This is a genomic window from Microcoleus sp. B5-D4, assembly GCF_036705145.1.
GTDB lineage: Bacteria > Cyanobacteriota > Cyanobacteriia > Cyanobacteriales > Microcoleaceae > Microcoleus.
On record NZ_JAUBTV010000042.1, the window covers coordinates 17,115 to 36,424 of the forward strand.

The window sequence follows — 19,310 nt, forward strand, 5'->3', positions numbered from 1 at the left end:
TTGCTTCCGGCAATAACTACGGTAGGGGGCGTTGACGAATTTGATCGCGCTCCACCACCGTAAACCGTTCCTCAAATTGCAATCCTTCGGTCTGTAATAAATTTAACAATATTGATGCTGGTTCTTCCGGCGTGTGAGGACGAAACCGCAAATAAATGACACCTCTTGGCGAGCGCAGCCGCAAGCGATAAATAAGTTCGCCGTAATCGCGATCGAACGTCAAAATCACCCGTTCCTCATCCGCTGCACGAGCCAGAACCTCGGAATCCTCAATACCTGGAGAATCCTCGGTAACAGAAGCGACTTCAAGCTGCGCTTGCCGTAGAATTCGTACACTGAGGAGTGGAAAATTTTCATTTGCCAGAAACCGCATTAACTTGCCTCAGCAAACAGTAAAGGCGTGTAAAATACGTCTTCTTTGAGGCACTCCGCCGCGAAAGCAAACACAGCTTGTAAAGATTCAGCATTAAGTGTTGGGTAGTTTTCTAGAATTTGTTGCTGCGTCCAACCTTCTGAAAATAACCCTAGAACGAACTCCACTGATATTCGTGTCCCCTTAATTACAGGCTTGCCAAGCAGAATTTTAGGATTTGAGTGAATGTGTGCTTTCCAGTTCATAGCCAGTGCGCCTCTATAGGGTTTTCATCTATTATCAGCATAGTTAAAATTATAAAATTTATGACCGCAGCAATATCTATTGACATTGGTACGCTCATTACACGCACTCCCGGACTGCATGGTGGATGTCCCCACATCGTCGTCGGTAAAGGCGTTACCATTCGCCGCATCCTAACCTGGTACAAGCGAGGATTGAATGCTGAAGAGATTTGCGATCGCATTTCTCATCTCACCCTCGCCGAAGTCTACGCCGCACTCACCTACTATCATGCCAACACCCAAGAAATTGAAACTTATTTGCTCAATCAAGCAGCAGAAGCCAAGGGTCTTGAAGCTTTGCACAGCAACTTTGGTAAATATGAAATGCTAAGATAATAAATCATACATCGCCCACAGAAAAATCTACAAGATAATCACTATCCTCAAACTGGGAAAGAGAAACTGATGTTTACCGGATAAATTTAGGGGGTGTAGGAGGAATATCGGCAATGAAGTAAAGTTTGGTAACAAGACTCAACACTTGTGCTCCTTAACTAAACTGTAAAGTTCGAGCTCTTCAAACTGCCCTCGGTGAAAAACACGCTGTTTTTGGCTACCTTCCTGCGTCATCCCCAGCTTTTCTAGCACCTTAGCCGAGGCTATATTCCGCCTGAGACAAGTTGCATAAATGCGATCGAGCTTTAATGTTTCAAATATTCAAGACTGATTTAGTGTAATTGATTCGTTTTTTTCTCAAAAATTATGTCTGCTAACACTGCAAAAAATCATTACTTCCGATTGGCATTGTTTTGGGCGTTTCTGGGTAGTTTGGGAAGCTTGGCGGTGTTCCCTTATGCCCTGTCTCTCAATCCGGCACTAAGTCAATTGCCTGCACCGCTACCTGTTGTGGCGATCGCCTCCGCCCTGCAAACCGGAATTTTTCTAATTCTCTTTTGTTGGATTGGGCTTCGCCTCGGTAACTCGATCGGACTTGATACCCCCATAGCTCGTGCTTTGGTATATCGACAGCCTTTCGCGCCAATATCTAAATCTGCCCTTAACACGGCGCTAATTGTAGGCTGCATCGGTGGAATCGTCCTGATTGGATTGAGTTTAGGGTTTGAACCTTGGATGCCGCCAATGGCTTCAACAACTGCGTTAAAAATTGACCTCTGGAAACGCATATTAGCTTCCTTCTACGGAGGCATCACCGAAGAACTCTTGCTGCGACTGTTCGGTATGACATTGATTGCGTGGCTACTTTGGAAGATTTTTGAGCGAGACAAACCGCAACCCTCTACATTGATTTTTTGGCTGGCAATTGTGGCGGCGGCAATATTGTTTGGTGTGGGTCATTTGCCTGCGGCTGCCAATCTCTGGGGACTAACCCCAATCGTGATTTTCCGAACCATTTTGCTCAATGCCCTCTTAGGGATTCCCTTTGGTTTTCTTTACTGGCGTTGGGGATTAGAATATGCTATGTTATCTCATTTTTTGGCCGACTTGGTACTGCACGGAATTGGAGGAAGTTAGCAGGAGATGGAAACAATGCAATGGTACAATGAACCTTTACAATGGCATGAGGATAACGATGTTATCCACATTACCGCCGACGCAAAGACTGACTTTTGGCGGCACACTCATTACGGATTCATTCGCGATAACGGCAACTTTTACTACCGTCAAGTCTCAGGCGACTTTACAGCCGAAGTCAAAATTACTGGTTGCTATCGATCGCTCTACGATCAAGCAGGATTGATGATTCGAGAGAGCGAAAATATCTGGCTCAAGTGCGGTATTGAGTTTGTTGAGGGAGTGCAAAACGTGAGTGCGGTTGTGACACGAGACTATTCCGATTGGTCTGTTATGCCGCTTGAAGTGCCGCCTGTTTCCCTGTGGCTGCGGGTAAAGCGCCGAGCTGAAACGGTGGAAGTGCTATACTCGTTGAATGGGTCAGACTATTCAATGATGCGACTGGCCTATTTAACTGAGTCACCAATCGTTCAAGTTGGGTTAATGTGTGCGGCTCCCCAAGGTGAAGGCTTTGCAGTCGAATTTGAAGGCTTTAAGCATAGTAAGCTGAGCTAATGTGGATGGTAAAAAAACCGATTTCGGCGCCACTCCATATATAAAATTAAAATTAGGGGTGAGTGCTTTTCACTTACCCCTGCCATTTTTTCTCTGCTTTTTAACAAACAAATTGCAGCAAGAAATCGCCACAAAAGAGGAGCAATTGCTACTAGATAGCCTTGTCGATACTCAGCGACAAAATCGTGAATACTCCCAGCAAATGACCTGCGCTCATGCAAGCCAGAAATGCTGGTACGCTAACATTGTTGAACAAAGACGGGAAGGGCAAAGGCATTTTTGGCCCGACGTGGGGATACCAAATTCGGCGGCTGAGAACTAGCAATGCTAAGATATTGCAAACAAACATCACTAGAGGCTTTTGCCAATTTCCTGATGCTGTGTCAGTCACAGTCGATGCTACTACTGCCAGTAAATTTGAGTTAATCATCGTTGATGCTCCTATTTTTCATAAATTATCAGAAATGCTCGATGAGATTTCTTGCCAAAAATACAGCAGGGGCGATCGCCTTTACGTAATAAATATCTGTTGCTATTAATATTAACCGCGCCAGCGACAGCGCCCCCACCCGTAATTATCTAATCACAGCAAGAAGTCTTTTAATGCCATTCAAAAGTAACGAAAGATACAAAGGGACAAAACCATACTCGCTGCCATTTGTAACTTTTAGCCTGTCGGGCAGTGGCGGCATTTCCTCACGCTGCCAGACAGGATAGACTGCTCGTCATTACTGAGCAATGTAGGTAGGCAGAAAGTGGAGAATGTCGCGCAGAACGCTATATCCAGCAGCATCCCAGAGCAAATAAGCTAAGAAACCGATCATCGCTAAGCGACCGTTCCAAAGTTCTGCTTGCGGGTTGAAGCCAAACAAAAAGGCATTCCGATCTTTGCCGTTGTAAGCATTAGCTGTAGGAGGCAGGTTAGTAGGACGAGTTTCCATGTTTTTACATTCCTTAACAATGTTCGCTTCTCATGGTAGCGGCCTAATTTCTGCTTTGCTATCTGTCTCTAGGCTCAAGATACACACAAGTCTAAAGGAGGATTTTGAAACGGAAAAAAAAGTGTTAACTTTTGTTTCGCGATATTTTTCAGCGATCGCCTGTATCTGTAGATACTAAATACAACTGCAAGTTGAGATTGCTGCTGTGAAAAGCCCGATCGCCCCGTAGCGACAAACAACGGCGCTGGTGACTCGACAATACTGAAGCCGCCAGCTCCTAGACGCAAGAAAATTTAGTAAATTTCAACTTAAAACCCGAACACGATCGCCCTTGAGTTAACTAAAATAGGAGATAAACAGATCGATCGGGAGAAACAGTTATCGAAACCATCTACGGCAATCTTCAGGGTTTAAAGTCCAGCCAGCTCAAGCAACTCGAAAAGCTTTACCACCAGCGACTACCGGGCGATCGCATCACCACTGCGGAATTCGCCCAGCGCGTCGCGGCCATCAGCACGGAAATAGACAAACCAATCTGCACCTACATCAACCGCCGCGGACAAGTAATTCGCGTCGGGGTGGGTTCACCCAGGCAAACGCAGATTGCGCCCCTAGAATTACCCCGGTATGGGGGAGGTCGCCTCAGCGGCATTCGCTGTATCGCCACCCACCTCAAGCCAGAAACCCCAAGCGAAGCAGCTCTCACCGCAATGGCTATTCAGCGCCTGGACGCCCTGGTTTGGCTGACACTGACGGGGGGAGGATTTCAGCGCCGCGGCGGTGGTGGGACTGGTTACATCCAAGAAGCTTATCTCGCTCACCTGATACCCCAGGGAGACCAGCCAAATTTTGAGTTCTCTGTTTTGAGCGCTCAGTTAGAACCAGATTCAACTGATGAAATAGAAGAGCCTTCAATTCCCAAGTCACTAATTCAAAATCCACACTTTCCCTGGAAAATATCAGAACCGCTGAATTTGGACGAACTCGCCGACCAAGACTTTCTGGATTTGGTGGAAGGACTCGAAGCAGAGTTTCAAGCAGAGTTTGTCGCTAAGCAGGTCGATGCAGACCAAGATAAAGTGCTGTTAGTAGGTGTCATGACTCAGCACATGACTCAGTTGGAGTTTGAGGACGGCCTGGCAGAAATCACGCGGCTGGTTGAAAGCGCCGGCGGTCAGGTACTGCAAACAGTGCGCCAAAAACGATCGCGCCCCCATCCGCAAACAGTCGTCGGCGAAGGCAAAGTTCAGGAAATTTCCCTCACCGCTCAGACGATTAGCGCTAACCTCGTTGTATTCGATCGCGACCTGTCCCCCGCACAAATACGGAACTTGGAAACTCAGATAGGTCTTCGCGTTGTCGATCGAACAGAGGTAATTCTCGACATCTTTGCCCAAAGAGCTCGATCGAGCGAGGGTAAATTGCAAGTCGAACTCGCTCAGCTAGAGTACGCCCTGCCCCGGCTCAGAGGTCGCGGTCAGGCAATGTCGAGACAGGGTGGCGGTATCGGTACCAGAGGCCCTGGGGAAACCAAACTAGAAACCGAACGCCGGACGATCGCCAAACGCATTTCTCGATTGCAGCAAGAAGTAAATCAACTGCTGGCGCACCGCTTCCGGCTGCGGCAGAATCGGCATCATCACGACGTACCCTCAGTGGCGATCGTCGGCTACACCAACGCGGGTAAATCGACTCTGCTCAACCTGCTCACAAATTCCGAAGTCTATGCCGCCGACCAGTTATTTGCCACCCTCGACCCCACAACTCGACGGTTGACCATTTCCGGCGTCACCGGGGAACCCCTGTCGATCGTCCTGACAGATACAGTGGGCTTTATTCGTGAACTGCCTCCCGCTTTGATCGACGCTTTCCGGGCTACCCTCGAAGAAGTCACTGACGCTGATGCTTTGCTGCATCTCGTCGATCTCTCCCATCCCGCGTGGCAGAGCCAAATTCGATCGGTGATGAATATTTTGACCGATATGCCCGTAACTCCCGGCCCAGCCCTTGTAGTTTTTAACAAAATTGATGCCGTGGATGGAGAGACTCTCGCCCTCGCCCGAGAAGAGTTTCCTCAAGCCGTATTTATTTCAGCGGCCAAAGGTTTGGGGATGGAAACTCTCCGCGACAGACTAGCTCAGCTCGTTCAATACGCCCTCTACCCTCGGTAAACACTTAAATATTCCTTTTGAATAGTTGACATGGGGGAATATACGTACATATACTGAGGACAGATCTAGTCGAACTATGAGATTATAAAAGAGTAGTCAGATTGTGCATGGCAAAGTACAATACAGCAGCTCTATTTTGCGATCGGTTAAATAAATAATTTCCGGAGGCCGCGGTCAAGGTCAAAACACTCTTTGTTAATGGCTGTAAGGGCTGTTGGTTCAGAGGTTGCAAAAAGATGTTGCTTCACTCTGGCCCAACCACGGTACGCGACGTAAAAGTGAAAGAGAATAATATTATTATGAAAGTGTTTGGGCACTCACCTCAAGCGCTATACTATCTTTTACAGACGTCGGCCAGAGAATACATCCATTTATTGATTGTAAGAACTCTAAAATCCTTGCCCGTCGTACAGCGCTAATCTCTAGGACTATTTCTATTTTTCGATTTTACCACTGTTTAACTAAATAGTTATGTGTACGCCACTGGCAAAACTAGCAATTGGACTCTCTGCCACAATGGCAACAGCGTTTTACTATCTAGCTGCCGCCCCTCCGGCTTCAGCAAAAGTAGATGTGTGTGGGCCTTTTAATTACTCTAGTGCCTGTCTCCCCGACCCGGAATCAACACCCCCCAGCCCGGAACCAACACCAACGCAACCAGACCCACCATTGGCGAGTCCGGGGAGTTTGTCCCAAATATACAGCACACCTTTGAGAAACGCATCATCAACTGCTATTCCTGAACCGGGTACTGCGATCGCAGTCCTACTGACAGGTGCAGGAATGATCTGTTCGTGCAGAAAGAGAAACAAGCAGGTTGGTCCGCAGCGCTAGGCAGGCTGATGACCAACCTGTTTGCCTTCAAAATGTCTCCGTTTTTTTAAGCGTGAGTATTTGTTTACTTAAATTTATATAAAAAATAACTTGACACCTAGCTTGTGCGCTGCAAATAGAGCCGGATGTTGAAGGAAGAAAGCTATAGCGACTTCAGTCAGGATAAAAAGAAGGAAGAAGACAAATGCACTTCCCGGCAAGGGTTTCAGCAATGAATAACTTCCGGTGCAAAAGAGCAGGTTGCTATATATAATAAAAATTAAAATATAAAAATAAAAATAAAAATAAGATTGGTTAAGATCAATCCTTCGGACAGTTTTTGAGAGCCTACCGTAGAATAAGGGTTTCAAGGCTCCTAGGCAAGTTCGCTAGCAACGAAAAATCCAGGGTTTCAGCCTAGGAACTAAAAACAGTCCGCACTATGGTTAAGATTACAATTAAAAAATATTGTTATTGCTTGAGCGTCCCATGACCCCTAAAGTAGAAATTTACACTTGGAGAACCTGCCCGTTTTGCATTCGTGCCAAAGCACTGCTGAAACGAAAAGGGGTTGATTTTACAGAGTACGCGATCGACGGAGATGAAGCAGCACGGGCTCAAATGAGCGATCGAGCCAACGGAGGACGCACCCTGCCCCAGATATTCATTAATGACCAACACATAGGCGGCTGCGACGACATCCACAGACTCGATACTCAAGGCCTGCTCGATCCGCTGCTAGCAGCAAAATGAGGCATTCCCTGTCGAATTTTCCGTTAGCCCAAATTTTCCTGCGACCCATTCTTAATTTTAATTGACAATGAAATTTGCATTCATCATCGATCCCCTCGCGCGACTAATTCCAGGACACGATACCAGCGTAGCGCTGATGGAAGCCGCTCAAGAGTTGGGTCACGAAGTGTGGGCAACTCAAGCCAACGAACTAAGCGTCATCGGCGGCAAAACTTGGGCAATGCTGAGTCGGGTAGCCCTCACCCCAGTAAAAGTGGTAGAGGGACGCTGGGAGGCGGCTGAGGCTTGGTACCAGGTAGAACAGCCTACTTTGCAGCCTCTGGAAGCAATGGACGCAGTATTTATGCGGACCGACCCCCCAGTCAACATTCCTTACCTCTACGCTACTTACCTTCTAGATGGCATCGATCCGGCTAAAACTTTGGTAGTTAACAGTCCCAAAGGATTGCGGGCGGCGAATGAAAAGATGTATGCTTTGCAATTTGAGGGAGCGATTCCTGAGACAATTGTTTCTCAAAACAAGCAGGTAATTCGGCACTTTGTCGAGAAAAAAGGAGCAGCAGTTCTTAAACCCTTGGGTGGCAAAGCTGGCGAGGGGATTTTGTTTTTGGAAGCGGACGATCGCAATCTTAACTCCCTGGTCGAAATTAGCACTCAACAAGGGCAAATTCCCGTGATGGTTCAGACTTATCTGCCGGAAGCCAAAGAGGGAGACAAGCGGATTATATTGTTAAACGGCAAGCCGATCGGTGCTATCAACCGCATTCCCACCGGAAATGAATTTCGCGGCAACATGGCCGTCGGCGGCCGAGTCGCAAAAACAGAAATTACCGATCGCGAACTGCAAATTTGCTCTCAGTTAGAACCCGTGCTGAAACGGGACGGACTGTACTTTGTCGGCATTGATATTATTGGCGGCTATCTCACAGAAGTTAATGTCACCAGCCCTACAGGGATCAGAGAAATTGACTTGTTTGACGGCGTTAATTTGGGCAAACAAGTGATTGAATGGGTAGTTAGTCATTAGTCAGTAGTCATTAGTCATTAGTCATTAGTTATGAGTTATTAGTTATTAGTTATTAGTTATTGGTCGCAGCTAACAACTAACAACTAACAACTAACAACTACCAACAGCCAACTATCAACAGCCAACAGCGAACAGTCAACAGTCAACAGTCAACAGTTAACAATTATTAAATTATGTCAAAAATTGGCGTTGCAGTAGTCGGTACAGGTTTCGGTCAAAAAGTACACATTCCCGGATTCCAGGCCCATCACCGGACAGAGGTTGTAGCTGTTTACCACCGGAATTTAGACAAAGCAAAGGATCTCGCCTCTACGCACAATATCCCCTACGCTTGCGACTCGATCACCGATATAGTAGCCATCCCAGAAGTAGCGGGAGTCAGCATTTCCACACCGCCCTTTTTGCATTATGAAATGGCAAAAACCGTCTTGGAAGCAGGCAAGCATTTATTATTAGAAAAACCCACAGCCCTGACAGCCAATGAAGCCAGGGAACTTTACCGATTGGCAAACAACGAATCTCAAACCGATTTTAAAAATGGTGGTTCGAGAGCAATTGCCACAATGGACTTTGAGTTTCGCTTCATCCCCGCATGGCAAATGCTAGCAGAATTATTGGCAGCAGAATATGTGGGAGAAAAGCGTTTAATTAAGATTGATTGGCTGGTTTCGAGCCGCGCTGATGCGAGTCGCCCCTGGAATTGGTACGCGCAAAAAGAGCGAGGCGGCGGCGTTTTGGGCGCGACAGGTTCTCACGTTTTTGATTATATTAGCTGGCTGTTCGGCGCGCCCCAGAGGCTTTCTGGGCAATTGATTACAGGAATTTCGCGGCGGCCAGATCCGAATGATTCGGGAAAATTAAAATTAGTTGATGCAGATGATTCTTGCACGTTGATGTTGGAATTAGCTGGGGGAACGCCTTGCCAAGTTTGTTTGAGTTCTGTTACTTATCAAGGGCGGGGACACTGGGTGGAAATATACGGGAGTAAGGGTACGTTGGTGTTGGGAAGCGACAACCAGCAAGATTACGTCCACGGATTTCGCTTGTGGGGTTCCCAAGGTGGAGAACCTTTAGCTGAAATCAAAATTCCTCAAAGATTGGAGTTTCCTCAAGTTTATCCAGACGGGAGAATTGCACCCTTTATTCGAGTAGTAGATAGGTGGGTTGAAGCAATAGATGCCCGTAAATCCTTGATACCGTCCCTCAGAGAAGGGGTTTACTCGCAGTTGTTGATGGATTTGACCCAGGAGTCGAATGCTACGGGGACTTGGGTAGATTTACCGAGTATTGATAAATTTTTGGGCACTAAGTAAAAACTCCCAAAGCAATCTCTCGCACTCGATCGCACCCCAAACCCGATAAACTACAAATAGAGAAACTCAATTTAACCCTATATCCAGAGTCGGTAGTTGTGAATGGCGCGCCCTGAAAGTCCTTGCCTCAGTATAGCGATCGCTCGCCTGAGAACCGCTGGGGCAAACCATTTTGCCACTTGGGTTCTACAAGCTCCCTATCCCAGCGGGTACGTTCACCACGATTGTATGTGGCCCGATACCCTATCCCAATCTTGGAAAGCTTGGCAGGAAATGTTTTCGCCCTCCGGGACAATTCACGAATTGCCCCTAAATCCTGATGGCAGTTTGGTCTCGCCAGAAAACAACCAGAATATACTGGCAGAAACTGAACAACGAATACCGACGCCCTCTGTGCCGCTCCACCTCGGTCAACGGGGGTGGGGCGACAAAGGGGATCAGCATCCGCCTCGGCCACCGGCAAGCTACAGCAGCCGCCTGATGCAGCATTTGGGGATTAATCTTTGGCAGTGGCTGTTTGAAGGGCCGATTCAGGGTAGTCTGCAGGAAAGTAAAGGTATCGCGATCGGGCAAAATCTACCCCTGCGAGTGCGCGTAGACTTGCGCGAACCGTATTTAATTGCTTTACCTTGGGAAATTATGCAGCCTCAAGCTGGTCAACCAGCAATTTCTCTGTCGCAGCAATTGCTTTTTAGCCGCACTACCAGCAATGTTGAACCTTTGCCACCCCTGCATCCTGCGGAGTCGCTCAACATTTTGCTAGTTTTGGGACAAGCAGAACCAGGCGGCGGTGCTAATTCTCAATTTTCCAACAATAATAACGGTCATTTGCAGTTGGGAGAAGAAGCACTCGCCCTAGCTGGCATTCTGGAAAGTGCTTTTCAAACCGACGACAGTGGCAAATATTTTGACATCAGCGTTCCGACTCGCGTCGATACTCTGATCGAACCTACTCCGGCGGAACTCATTTCTCGGCTGGAAACGCAAGCTTACAACATTCTGTTTTACGCCGGCCACGGGATACCGGGCCCCGATGGCGGTTTGCTGTTTTTGGGGCCGGAAACGGCGATTAATGGCACTGAACTAGCTCAGGTATTAGTTCGGTGTCGCGTGACTCTGGCGGTGTTTAATGCCTGCTGGGGAGCTCAGCCGGCGGTGGAGAGGCTGCACTCAACTAACGGCCAGCAACAGGCGATCGCCCGCAGCAGTTTGGCTGAGGTACTGATCCATCACGGGGTGCCTGCGGTGTTGGGGATGCGGGACTCGATCGCCGATCGCGAGGCCCTGAGTTTTATCCAAAGTTTTGCCCAAGCTTTGGCCGGACGGATGTCGATCGATCGCGCCGTCGCCGTCGCCAGACAGCAGTTACTGACGCTCTACAAGTTCAATCAACCGGCTTGGACCCTGCCTGTGCTGTATATGCACCCTGAGTTTGACGGTCAGCTAACTGAGCCGGTAGATGACCTGAAAACTGAGTTGCCTTTAAATTCTTCTACTTGGCTGGGACGGTTGCCGTCTTGTGCTTATTTGCGGGGGCGCGATCGACCCAATGGCAAATCCACCGACTCGAGCAATCAGGTTTGGCCCATTCGCGCGGGTATGGTTCGAGTCGGACGCTGGGAAGAAAACGACGTAGTGATTCGAGAACAGTGGGTTTCTCAAAAACACGCCGAGATTTTCTGTCGCAACACGATCGGAGATAGCCGGGAAGAACCTAGCTACTTCTTGCGCGATTTTTCTCGCTACGGGACTCTAGTTTTGGGATCTGAGGGATGGCAGAGAGTTCACCACCAAGAATTGCTGCTACGCAGCGGGACTCAGCTAAAATTTGGCAGTTCTCAAGGTCAGATTTTTGAGTTCACTATTGAGGTTCCTAAAACTTCGGGCTACAGTGAGACTGATTGCGGAACGAATTAAGGTGCGGGTGTAGCTAATGAAGACAAGCGGCGAGTAGCACAGCAAAGTTCTAGGCGTTAAGTCTCCAGTCTGAATTTAAGAGAGTTACTCACCACTGATAGCTCGGCACTAGCTCTTGGCACAGTCCCCCCTCTGTCTTTTCCTTTTCCCACTTAGGTATTACATCATGGCTACCCAATCTACTGATTCTGAATATTTTCGAGATTCTCAAACTCAGGCCCAGATGGAACTTCTCGCCACAATTGTTCAGACTGATGTTGCTTACCCCTGGAATCCTGCACAGCTTGAATCGGAATCTTATTTAACTGCCCTAGAGCAGGAATTTGCGCTATCTGATTCATTCAGCGACAGCGATATTGCCCTGAAGTCGCAAGTTTTATTTTCGCAATTAGAACAAGTTTGGCTGACGACTGCTCTGCAAAAGTCTTTGCGCGAGAAATTTGCTCGCGTTCCTCAAGATTTTTTGGCCAGCATCGCTCAAAGCGTGCAAAACGCCACTGTTAAGTGTCAATCTTTAGCTGACCAAATGGTAGAGTGCGTCTTAGATATTTTGCCTCAGTGGGCTGAGGAAGATTTGCAGGTGTTGGCACGTCCTTTGGCTTATGCCATGCGAGATGTTGATTCGGAAGGGGGGGAATTAGTCATGGCTACTACAAGACCTTGGGCTCACTTGTCGGAAATAGAACAAGCCAGAGTTAGTTTGGCTGTCGCCCGCTATGCAATCTCGCAATTAGAAATTGCTGATTAGTTTTTTGATGGCTGGGTTTTTGGGCAGCTATGGCGGTAATTTTTTTAAATTAATATAAAATTAATCTACCTTTAGTTAGATGTCAAATTCGTCTAATTGTTAAATCCTAGGGATTGCTATAGTTTGATATAGCAATCCTATTGGATTTTTAGACAAGATAATTTTTTTTGAACTATAGCAAGCGCGCCCGACGGTTAGGACTGGGATGTGGCAGCATTTTCAATCAGCTTTTTATGGGCGGCGTCGCAGAAACGGCCCACAAGAAATATTTTTTATGGTGGAACAGGCCCGAAAGCCTGTTGCTGACATTGCTGAAATCCTTGCCGAAGATTGCTTTTGACCCCCTCGCATCCAGGATAAAAGCCCCCGGATTCATCCGTCCAGAAATAAAAAACCTGTATCCGATGAAACTTGCCCCCCGAATTGATCCGTGGGGTTAATGCTAAAATCTAAAATCTAAAATCTAAAATCTAAAATCGATTGACTTCTCTCCTCGGTAACTAAAGCCTTATTTCTTCTTGCTTCTGCTATATTTTGCCAGGTTTGGACTCGCTAAGCAGTTTGGCAACAGCAAGCAAGATGAATTATCATACAATGGTCAGAATGTTAAAAAATGTAAATATACTAATGGGGGTGTGTCGGAATTTTCAACTGAATTAAAAAGTGGACAGCAGGAAACCCTTACTGTTGCATGCACGATCGGGACTTTAAAATTATTTTATGACAACTTCAAGATTTGATTTTCAAGACTTGAAACGCCGCTTTGGGCGGATTTCGCGGGTGCCGATGGCAACGCTAGTCGTGTTGGGGGTGGTTGCTTTCGCAGGTGCGATCGCCGCAGCCTGGTTTGGCAGTGAAGGTACAGTCAGCGGTATTTTTGCCACAATCAACACTTGGCAGCAAAACCCGCCTGTGTGGCTGCAAGTGCCTGCTACGAGCAAGATGTATTTGTTAGTGCCGACTTTTGTGCTGGTTTCGGCCGCTTTAGCTGCAATTAAAATTTCGCCTCAACCGCAGAAATGGTCGCGCGCTGTAGTAGTTGCAATAGTTCTGGCTTTAACCATTCGCTACGTTTTATGGCGATCGCTCGCTACTCTAAATTTAACCGATCCCCTCAACGGTATCTTTAGTTTGGGGCTGTTTTTCCTAGAAATGCTACTGGTATTCAACACCAGTATTCAATTGTATTTAATGCTGAGAATGAAAGACCGGCGTCGAGAAGCCGATCGCATGGCAGTTGCAGTGGAAGCTGGAAACTTCACCCCGCCCGTAGATATTTTTATCCCAACTTACAACGAACCGGCTTTCATTTTACGGCGCAGTGTAATCGGCTGTCAAGCCTTAGATTATCCCAACAAAAAAGTATATTTGCTCGACGATACCAAGCGGCATGAAATCAAGTTGCTAGCAAAAGAACTGGGATGCGAGTATATAACCAGACCCGATAATATTCACGCCAAAGCTGGAAACATCAATCATGCCACAGCCCTAACAAATGGAGAACTAATTGTAGTTTTCGATGCAGATTTTATTCCCACTAAAAACTTTTTAACTCGCACAGTTGGATTTTTTCAAAATCCAGAAATCGCCCTCGTTCAAACACCGCAAAGCTTTTACAACCACGACCCCATCTCCCGGAATTTAGGTTTAGAAAATGTGCTCGCGCCGGAAGAAGAAATCTTTTATCGGCAAATTGAAATCATCAAAGACAGCGCCGACAGCGTGGTTTGTTGCGGTACATCTTTTGTAGTGAGGCGAAGTGCTTTAGAAGCAGCCGGAGGCTTGGTCACAGATTCAATCTGCGAAGATTATTTTACCGGAATTCGGCTGTCAGCAACCGGATATCGCTTAGTTTATTTAGATGAAAAATTGAGTGCTGGTTTGGCGGCTGAAAGTATAGAGGCTCATCTAAATCAACGGCTACGCTGGGCGCGAGGCACGCTTCAGGCATTTTTTATTGATTCCAATCCTTTAACAATTCGCGGTCTCAGATTCGTACAAAGGCTGTCTCATTTGGAAGGATTGTTGCACTGGTTTACCAGTTTAACCAAGGTTTTATATCTGTTGATACCTTTAGCTTATTCATTTTTTGGAATAATTCCTTTGCGGGCAAGTGCGCGGGAATTGCTGTACTTTTTCCTGCCTTACTATTTGGTGCAACTGACTGTGTTTTCTTGGCTGAACCGCCGATCGGGATCGGCTTTGCTTTCGGATATTTATTCGTTCGTCCAGTGTATTCCTTTAGCGGTGACGGTGGTGAGTTCCATGCTGAATCCGTTTGGGAAAGGGTTTCAGGTGACGCCAAAAGGAATGGCGAGCGATCGCTTTCGTTTTAACTGGAATTTGGGATGGCCTTTGATTGTCTTGTTCGCAGCTACAGCAGTCAGTTTGTGGCACAATTTAAACATTAATTTAGTTAAAAATTTTGGCACCGTACAGTCAATATCAGAAAGTGCAGATTTGTCAAAAGGCATGGGTTTGGGATGGATTTGGAGCGCGTACAACCTGCTGATGCTGGGGATTGCCTTGCTGATTTTGGTGGATATTCCTAAGCCGGACATTTACGAATGGTTCAATTTACGCAGGGTTGTACAACTGAATATTGGCGGTAAAAGTTTTTGGGGTATAACAACTGTAATTTCGGAAAGTGGCGCGGAAGTTGCTTTGACACAGTGGCCAAGTTTTGCGGTGAAAAATAAAGGCAGTAAAGAGAGTTTTACAGCAGCAGAGATTTTGCCAAAATATGCCGTTCCGACAACTTTATCCCAGGGTAAAATAAAAGCGCTCCCTCGCAGTGCGACAGTCAAAGCAAGTATATCTGTAGGGGCGTCTGTTGTTGAGTTGGGCACTGAGCGTCGTTTGGCCAAAGGTTTGATTGATTGCGATTCGGCGACTTTGGAAATTATGGAAGAGAACTGTTTTATTCCTGTGGCTAAGATTGAGTTGGTGAGCGATAAATCTCTGTTGGAGTCGAGTTTTCGGGATGGAAAAGAGTGCAGTTTTGTGGAATTTCCCACTGTGCGAATTGCGTTCGATCGCCTGAACATTAGCCAGCACCGCTGTTTGATCGAAATGCTGTACTGTCGCCCGGGCCAGTGGCAGCGACAGGAAACTCCCGGAGAATGGCGCTCGCTGTGGCTGTTGTTGAGAATTGCTTTGAAACCGAGGGCTGTTTTTGAGAGGAATAGGGCAGTTAGACCGATCGCAGTTTCGCAACTTTAGATCGAGTTTCCATCCCGCGCGGCTTGCACCAAACCTTTATCGCGCCAACAAACAATCCCATCAAGCTGCCCCCGCCAAAGAACAATGGTACATTTTATAGCAACCGCCAAGACGGTTAGGACGTTGTTAGGAATGAGAATTAAATAACTTAGAATTTTGATGGTTCTTGTGGGATGGGCGTCCCGCCCGTCCAGAAAGGGCGGGCGGGACGCCCAACTCACAAACTTGTGTAAATTATTTAATTCGCGATCCTTAATGGCTGACACGATTGATTTTATTGCTTCTTCCTTCTTCCTTCTGCTATACATAGACAAATGACCAGAACTTGTTTTTTAATTAATCGGCACAAACTCGTAACCGTAACTGGTGCGATTTCCGGGTTTAACAGTTACTAATTGAACTGCGCGATTACGATCGCCCGAAGGTAAAAACCGAATCGGGCCCGATGCTCCTTTTGCCGAAAAATCTGACGCCGATAAAGCTTGTTGAATGCCTGTACGAGTCGGATTGCGCCCTAAACCAACAATTAACGCGATCGCCGCATCGTAGGCTAAAGCTGTGCGCCAACTTACTTCAGCATTCCAAAGTTGTTTGGATGTTTGGGGAAAGTTTGACTGCGGATCTGCGAGAATGTGCCAAGGAACAGCCAGCACCATATCTGTTGCTCCTGCGCCACCGATTTGCAGTGTTTTAGCAGTATAAGCACCGTCTCCCGCTAGTAATGGCAGCCGTTTGGCGTTTACTTGCACTACTTGCAAAGCTTGGTCGATCGTGGCTGAATTGGATGCTAACATAATAACTTCTGCTCCTTGGGCGATCGCAATTTTAACGCTCTCGGCAGCATTAAAATTGCCCTTAGCAAAGTCAAATTCGCCTACTATTTGTCCTCCATCTCCGTAAATAGCAGTAGTGAATTCACTTTTTAAAGATTTGCTATAATTGCTAGCAGAATTGAAAAATACAGCAGCTTTTTGCTTTTGCAATTTTCCCAGCATATAGCGGGAAAGAGCATTAGCCGCAAACCTATCGCTCGGCACTGTGCGAAATATATTGTTACCCACTCCTGAAAGCTGCACCGACGTACTTGTCGGAGAAATTGCTACTAATTGTTTTTGCTGGTAAATCTTGCTGGCTGCTAAGGTTGTATCTGAACCAAAATGCCCGATTACTCCTAAAATTTCCGAGTTATTTGCTAAAGCAGTGGCAATTTGGGCAGCAATTGCTGGGTTGTTGTCATCGTTAGCAATTAGCACTTTTAAGGGAGTACCGCTAATGCCGCCGCTTTGGTTGATTTCATTTTGAGCTTGAGCTACCCCCCGCATAATTTCTAGAGCAGCATTGATATCGCCACCAATGGGAACTGCGGCGGCAATTGTGTAGGATTTTTGGTTGCCAATACGGGCGTTGTTGAGGTAAATTAAGGCTTCTGGATCGTTGCGATTAGCTTGCAGGGAAGTTTCCATGTTGGCAATAGCTGCGCTGTAGTTGCCAGATGCGATCGCCTGTACTGCTGCTTGTTTGGTTGTTGTGGCTTGCTCTGGAAGTAACAGTTTTTGGCCAGCACTCAGACGCTGCTCAATGGCCAGCTCTGATTGCGGGGAATTCCCCGTCGGAGGCTTGGGAATTGTCTGATTTGGGGGTGATGAACCTCCGAGATTGATGCCGCCTCGGCTTGTCAGCCACCAAATACCTGCACCGGCTAGCCCGATCGTAATTAGGAGGGATAAGATGAGAACAGCAGTTTCATTTTTTTGTGACATAATTTTACATTTTTAGATTTTTGAAATAACGAAGTCATTACTCATTGTCATTAGTTATTAGGAGCAAGTAAAAAACATTGATCGAGGAGAACAAGTGATTTTAACTTGGCGATCCCGAATTGATGTAGGGTGCGTCAGATAGAGTGATTGTATCTATCAATTGATGCTCTCGGAGCTGAGGCACCCTGCAAGCCTAAAATCCAGTAGTCACTACTCCCTTATTATATGCGATCGCCCGGACATGATATAATTCAGTAACATTGGCATAGTCAAAATAGCGATCGCACTGTTTAGTCTGAATGCTTTCAAGGTGGTTCCATCAGAAAAGTGCAGGAATTTTTATAAGTTACGGCTTCAAAGATTAGTGAACCCTACCCTGCAAGAGCGCCACTTCCTCCATTCCAAATTTAGTTAAGCAGGCAAGAAATGATAACTGGTGGATTAGATAAAACGCTGAGTGTTGGAACAGAATTATACAATCTGAGGTGAGTAAACCTGAGAACTACCTTGAAAAACACCTAGGGGGCTAACTCTTCAGTCCTGTATTTAGTTACAAATTTTTACGTTAAAGTTGGGTATATATCATAAACCTTTCAAAAAAAGCTTTTCTTAATTATATCTTTATTTTTCTCCGCGAGTGGGAGTGGGAGGGAGGCTGTAACAGCAAAGGGTTGGGTAAAATAATTAAAGTTTGTTGAAATTTATAAAAATAGCTGCAATACTTTGTAATGTAAAGAGGAAAGTTGAAAAATATCTAAAGACAAACTAATTGGATTGCGATGTCGCTAAGGTAGTATATATGACGGTTTGTCACAGAAAAAGAGTGTTAAGCTCCGCTAAGCTCAGCAAAAGTAAAAGCTCGCTATTTCATTAAGTTCGATCGATAACAAAGGCTAAGGTAAAGTTCATGGCAAACTCAGTTTTAAATCAGCCAAACGCAGCAGGAGTGCAGTGGCAGCCAAAAGATATTATCCGCGGTCTAGTGTGGAAAATTGCGATCGCAACCTGGCTGTTAATGGCAGTAGGCAGCGCCACGCGAGTGATGAATGCGGGGCTCGCTTGCCCCGACTGGCCGCTGTGCTACGGTCAATTAATACCTGCAGCGCAAATGAATTTGCAGGTATTTCTGGAATGGTTTCACCGGTTGGACGCAGCAGCGATTGGCTTGAGCGCGATCGCACTTTTAGGACTATCTTTGTTTTACCGCAGCCGCCTGCCAAAATGGCTGCCTTGGGCGAGCGCCGGAGCACTATTTTTAATCGTTTTTCAAGGCGTCTTGGGCGGCTTGACAGTAACACAACTGCTGAGATTTGACATCGTTACCGCTCACTTGGGAACAGCTTTACTATTTTTTGGCGCCCTCCTAGTCATCGGTTTCATGCTGACTCCCTACGAAGCTACAGGAAATGTCGGCAAATTAGCTTGGGTAAGTTCGATCGCAGCATTGTTAGTTTACCTGCAAAGTTTGCTAGGAGCATTAGTAGGCTCTAGATGGGCACTGCACCAATGTTTGGACTCCTCAGAATTGTGCTCGGTAATGAACAGCCACATCGCCGGTATCGTACCAGCTACAGCAGCGACTTTAGCCGTAGCAGTCATGGCTTGGCGGCAGCCTGCACTGAGTCCAAACTTGCGAAAACTGGCTAACTGGGCGAGTGTTTGCCTCCTTGCTCAATTAGTTCTGGGATTAGCAACTTTCCGGCTGCACCTTCAGGTAGAACCGCTGACAGTCGCCCACCAAGCAGTCGGTGCTGCTTTGCTGGGAACCCTGATAGCTTTTAGTGTTTTAGCTTGGCGCGATCGAGTTTTATCAGCTTGAGAGTAATATTATGTCCGGTAGCATCGTTATTATTATAATCCAAGGTCTTGTAGGGGCGGGTTCACCATGATTCTCGATAAAAGCCAACAGTTTCATAAACCCGCCCCGCCCATACAAGCACCAATCAACCGGACACTCTCT

General features: G+C 46.7%; 20 protein-coding genes. 13 read left to right on the plus strand and 7 right to left on the minus strand.

Annotated elements, in window-relative coordinates; translation table 11 throughout:
• Positions 1-16: 16 nt before the first annotated feature.
• Together QUB10_RS19345 and QUB10_RS19350 are read right to left on the minus strand one after the other, a co-directional pair.
• Positions 17-373, minus strand: coding sequence for a DUF5615 family PIN-like protein (locus tag QUB10_RS19345; protein ID WP_333204662.1), 357 nt, complete (start codon positions 371-373; stop codon positions 17-19).
• The gene (locus QUB10_RS19350) at positions 373-618 is read right to left on the minus strand and encodes a DUF433 domain-containing protein (protein ID WP_333154900.1); all 246 of its coding nucleotides are present in this window, start codon (positions 616-618) and stop codon (positions 373-375) included. The genes QUB10_RS19345 and QUB10_RS19350 overlap by 1 nt, the downstream gene beginning before the upstream one ends.
• Before the next feature lie 60 nt (positions 619-678).
• Here QUB10_RS19350 and QUB10_RS19355 point away from each other — a divergent pair, with 60 nt between their 5' ends.
• Positions 679-993 carry a DUF433 domain-containing protein gene (locus tag QUB10_RS19355; RefSeq protein ID WP_333204664.1) on the plus strand — a complete coding sequence of 105 codons (315 nt, stop codon included), beginning with the start codon at positions 679-681 and terminating at the stop codon, positions 991-993.
• A 138-nt stretch (positions 994-1,131) separates the two neighbouring features.
• Here QUB10_RS19355 and QUB10_RS34285 read toward each other — a convergent pair whose 3' ends face one another.
• Positions 1,132-1,314 carry a GNAT family N-acetyltransferase gene (locus QUB10_RS34285; protein ID WP_445300780.1) on the minus strand — a complete coding sequence of 61 codons (183 nt, stop codon included), beginning with the start codon at positions 1,312-1,314 and terminating at the stop codon, positions 1,132-1,134.
• Between the two features lie 45 nt (positions 1,315-1,359).
• Here QUB10_RS34285 and QUB10_RS19360 point away from each other — a divergent pair, with 45 nt between their 5' ends.
• Complete coding sequence (locus QUB10_RS19360; RefSeq protein WP_333204666.1) at positions 1,360-2,130, plus strand: CPBP family intramembrane glutamic endopeptidase; 771 nt, start codon at positions 1,360-1,362, stop codon at positions 2,128-2,130.
• A 15-nt stretch (positions 2,131-2,145) separates the two neighbouring features.
• Entirely contained in the window at positions 2,146-2,685 is a 540-nt protein-coding gene (locus tag QUB10_RS19365; protein WP_333204668.1) for a DUF1349 domain-containing protein, read from the plus strand.
• Positions 2,686-2,836: 151 nt separating this feature from the next.
• On the opposite strand, the gene QUB10_RS19370 is transcribed toward QUB10_RS19365, so the two are convergent.
• Positions 2,837-3,115: a Photosystem I reaction center subunit PsaK gene (locus QUB10_RS19370; protein WP_333204669.1), complete on the minus strand. Its 279-nt coding sequence runs from the start codon at positions 3,113-3,115 to the stop codon at positions 2,837-2,839.
• 298 nt (positions 3,116-3,413) lie between these two features.
• On the minus strand, positions 3,414-3,626 hold the full coding sequence (locus tag QUB10_RS19375; protein WP_333041855.1) for a chlorophyll a/b-binding protein: 213 nt from the start codon (positions 3,624-3,626) through the stop codon (positions 3,414-3,416).
• A gap of 578 nt (positions 3,627-4,204) precedes the next feature.
• Between QUB10_RS19375 and hflX the strand changes: the two genes are divergently transcribed.
• The 9 genes from hflX to QUB10_RS19420 all read left to right on the plus strand — a co-directional run bounded on the left by hflX (position 4,205) and on the right by QUB10_RS19420 (position 15,590).
• Positions 4,205-5,797: a GTPase HflX gene (gene hflX / locus QUB10_RS19380; protein ID WP_333257124.1), complete on the plus strand. Its 1,593-nt coding sequence runs from the start codon at positions 4,205-4,207 to the stop codon at positions 5,795-5,797.
• 471 nt (positions 5,798-6,268) lie between these two features.
• A complete protein-coding gene (locus QUB10_RS19385) occupies positions 6,269-6,631 on the plus strand; it encodes a PEP-CTERM sorting domain-containing protein (RefSeq protein ID WP_333204671.1) in 363 nt (120 codons plus the stop codon).
• Between the two features lie 468 nt (positions 6,632-7,099).
• Positions 7,100-7,363 carry a glutaredoxin 3 gene (gene grxC / locus QUB10_RS19390; RefSeq protein WP_333141250.1) on the plus strand — a complete coding sequence of 88 codons (264 nt, stop codon included), beginning with the start codon at positions 7,100-7,102 and terminating at the stop codon, positions 7,361-7,363.
• Positions 7,364-7,430: 67 nt separating this feature from the next.
• Positions 7,431-8,390, plus strand: a complete 960-nt coding sequence (gshB, locus tag QUB10_RS19395; RefSeq protein WP_333204673.1) for a glutathione synthase — start codon at positions 7,431-7,433, stop codon at positions 8,388-8,390.
• 173 nt (positions 8,391-8,563) lie between these two features.
• Complete coding sequence (locus QUB10_RS19400; RefSeq protein WP_333204675.1) at positions 8,564-9,703, plus strand: Gfo/Idh/MocA family oxidoreductase; 1,140 nt, start codon at positions 8,564-8,566, stop codon at positions 9,701-9,703.
• Between the two features lie 102 nt (positions 9,704-9,805).
• Positions 9,806-11,620: a CHAT domain-containing protein gene (locus QUB10_RS19405; protein WP_333204677.1), complete on the plus strand. Its 1,815-nt coding sequence runs from the start codon at positions 9,806-9,808 to the stop codon at positions 11,618-11,620.
• 166 nt (positions 11,621-11,786) lie between these two features.
• Positions 11,787-12,368, plus strand: coding sequence for a hypothetical protein (locus QUB10_RS19410; protein WP_333056703.1), 582 nt, complete (start codon positions 11,787-11,789; stop codon positions 12,366-12,368).
• A gap of 167 nt (positions 12,369-12,535) precedes the next feature.
• Entirely contained in the window at positions 12,536-12,808 is a 273-nt protein-coding gene (locus tag QUB10_RS19415) for a hypothetical protein (protein ID WP_333204679.1), read from the plus strand.
• 280 nt (positions 12,809-13,088) lie between these two features.
• Positions 13,089-15,590, plus strand: coding sequence for a glycosyltransferase family 2 protein (locus tag QUB10_RS19420; RefSeq protein ID WP_333204681.1), 2,502 nt, complete (start codon positions 13,089-13,091; stop codon positions 15,588-15,590).
• On the opposite strand, the gene QUB10_RS19425 is transcribed toward QUB10_RS19420, so the two are convergent.
• Complete coding sequence (locus tag QUB10_RS19425; RefSeq protein WP_333204682.1) at positions 15,587-15,856, minus strand: hypothetical protein; 270 nt, start codon at positions 15,854-15,856, stop codon at positions 15,587-15,589. The genes QUB10_RS19420 and QUB10_RS19425 overlap by 4 nt on opposite strands.
• Before the next feature lie 66 nt (positions 15,857-15,922).
• Complete coding sequence (locus QUB10_RS19430) at positions 15,923-17,350, minus strand: ABC transporter substrate-binding protein (RefSeq protein ID WP_333204684.1); 1,428 nt, start codon at positions 17,348-17,350, stop codon at positions 15,923-15,925.
• Between the two features lie 907 nt (positions 17,351-18,257).
• On the opposite strand from QUB10_RS19430, the gene QUB10_RS19435 reads away from it, so the two are divergent.
• Positions 18,258-19,169: a heme A synthase gene (locus QUB10_RS19435; RefSeq protein ID WP_333204686.1), complete on the plus strand. Its 912-nt coding sequence runs from the start codon at positions 18,258-18,260 to the stop codon at positions 19,167-19,169.
• Positions 19,170-19,310: the final 141 nt, after the last annotated feature.

Coding starts and splice junctions, on each gene's coding strand:
- QUB10_RS19345 (WP_333204662.1), bottom strand. CDS start 373: ATGCGGTTTCTGGCAAATGAAAATTTTCCACTCCTCAGTGTACGAATT.
- QUB10_RS19350 (WP_333154900.1), bottom strand. CDS start 618: ATGAACTGGAAAGCACACATTCACTCAAATCCTAAAATTCTGCTTGGC.
- QUB10_RS19355 (WP_333204664.1), top strand. CDS start 679: ATGACCGCAGCAATATCTATTGACATTGGTACGCTCATTACACGCACT.
- QUB10_RS19360 (WP_333204666.1), top strand. CDS start 1,360: ATGTCTGCTAACACTGCAAAAAATCATTACTTCCGATTGGCATTGTTT.
- QUB10_RS19365 (WP_333204668.1), top strand. CDS start 2,146: ATGCAATGGTACAATGAACCTTTACAATGGCATGAGGATAACGATGTT.
- QUB10_RS19370 (WP_333204669.1), bottom strand. CDS start 3,115: ATGATTAACTCAAATTTACTGGCAGTAGTAGCATCGACTGTGACTGAC.
- QUB10_RS19375 (WP_333041855.1), bottom strand. CDS start 3,626: ATGGAAACTCGTCCTACTAACCTGCCTCCTACAGCTAATGCTTACAAC.
- QUB10_RS19385 (WP_333204671.1), top strand. CDS start 6,269: ATGTGTACGCCACTGGCAAAACTAGCAATTGGACTCTCTGCCACAATG.
- grxC (WP_333141250.1), top strand. CDS start 7,100: ATGACCCCTAAAGTAGAAATTTACACTTGGAGAACCTGCCCGTTTTGC.
- gshB (WP_333204673.1), top strand. CDS start 7,431: ATGAAATTTGCATTCATCATCGATCCCCTCGCGCGACTAATTCCAGGA.
- QUB10_RS19400 (WP_333204675.1), top strand. CDS start 8,564: ATGTCAAAAATTGGCGTTGCAGTAGTCGGTACAGGTTTCGGTCAAAAA.
- QUB10_RS19405 (WP_333204677.1), top strand. CDS start 9,806: ATGGCGCGCCCTGAAAGTCCTTGCCTCAGTATAGCGATCGCTCGCCTG.
- QUB10_RS19410 (WP_333056703.1), top strand. CDS start 11,787: ATGGCTACCCAATCTACTGATTCTGAATATTTTCGAGATTCTCAAACT.
- QUB10_RS19420 (WP_333204681.1), top strand. CDS start 13,089: ATGACAACTTCAAGATTTGATTTTCAAGACTTGAAACGCCGCTTTGGG.
- QUB10_RS19430 (WP_333204684.1), bottom strand. CDS start 17,350: ATGTCACAAAAAAATGAAACTGCTGTTCTCATCTTATCCCTCCTAATT.
- QUB10_RS19435 (WP_333204686.1), top strand. CDS start 18,258: ATGGCAAACTCAGTTTTAAATCAGCCAAACGCAGCAGGAGTGCAGTGG.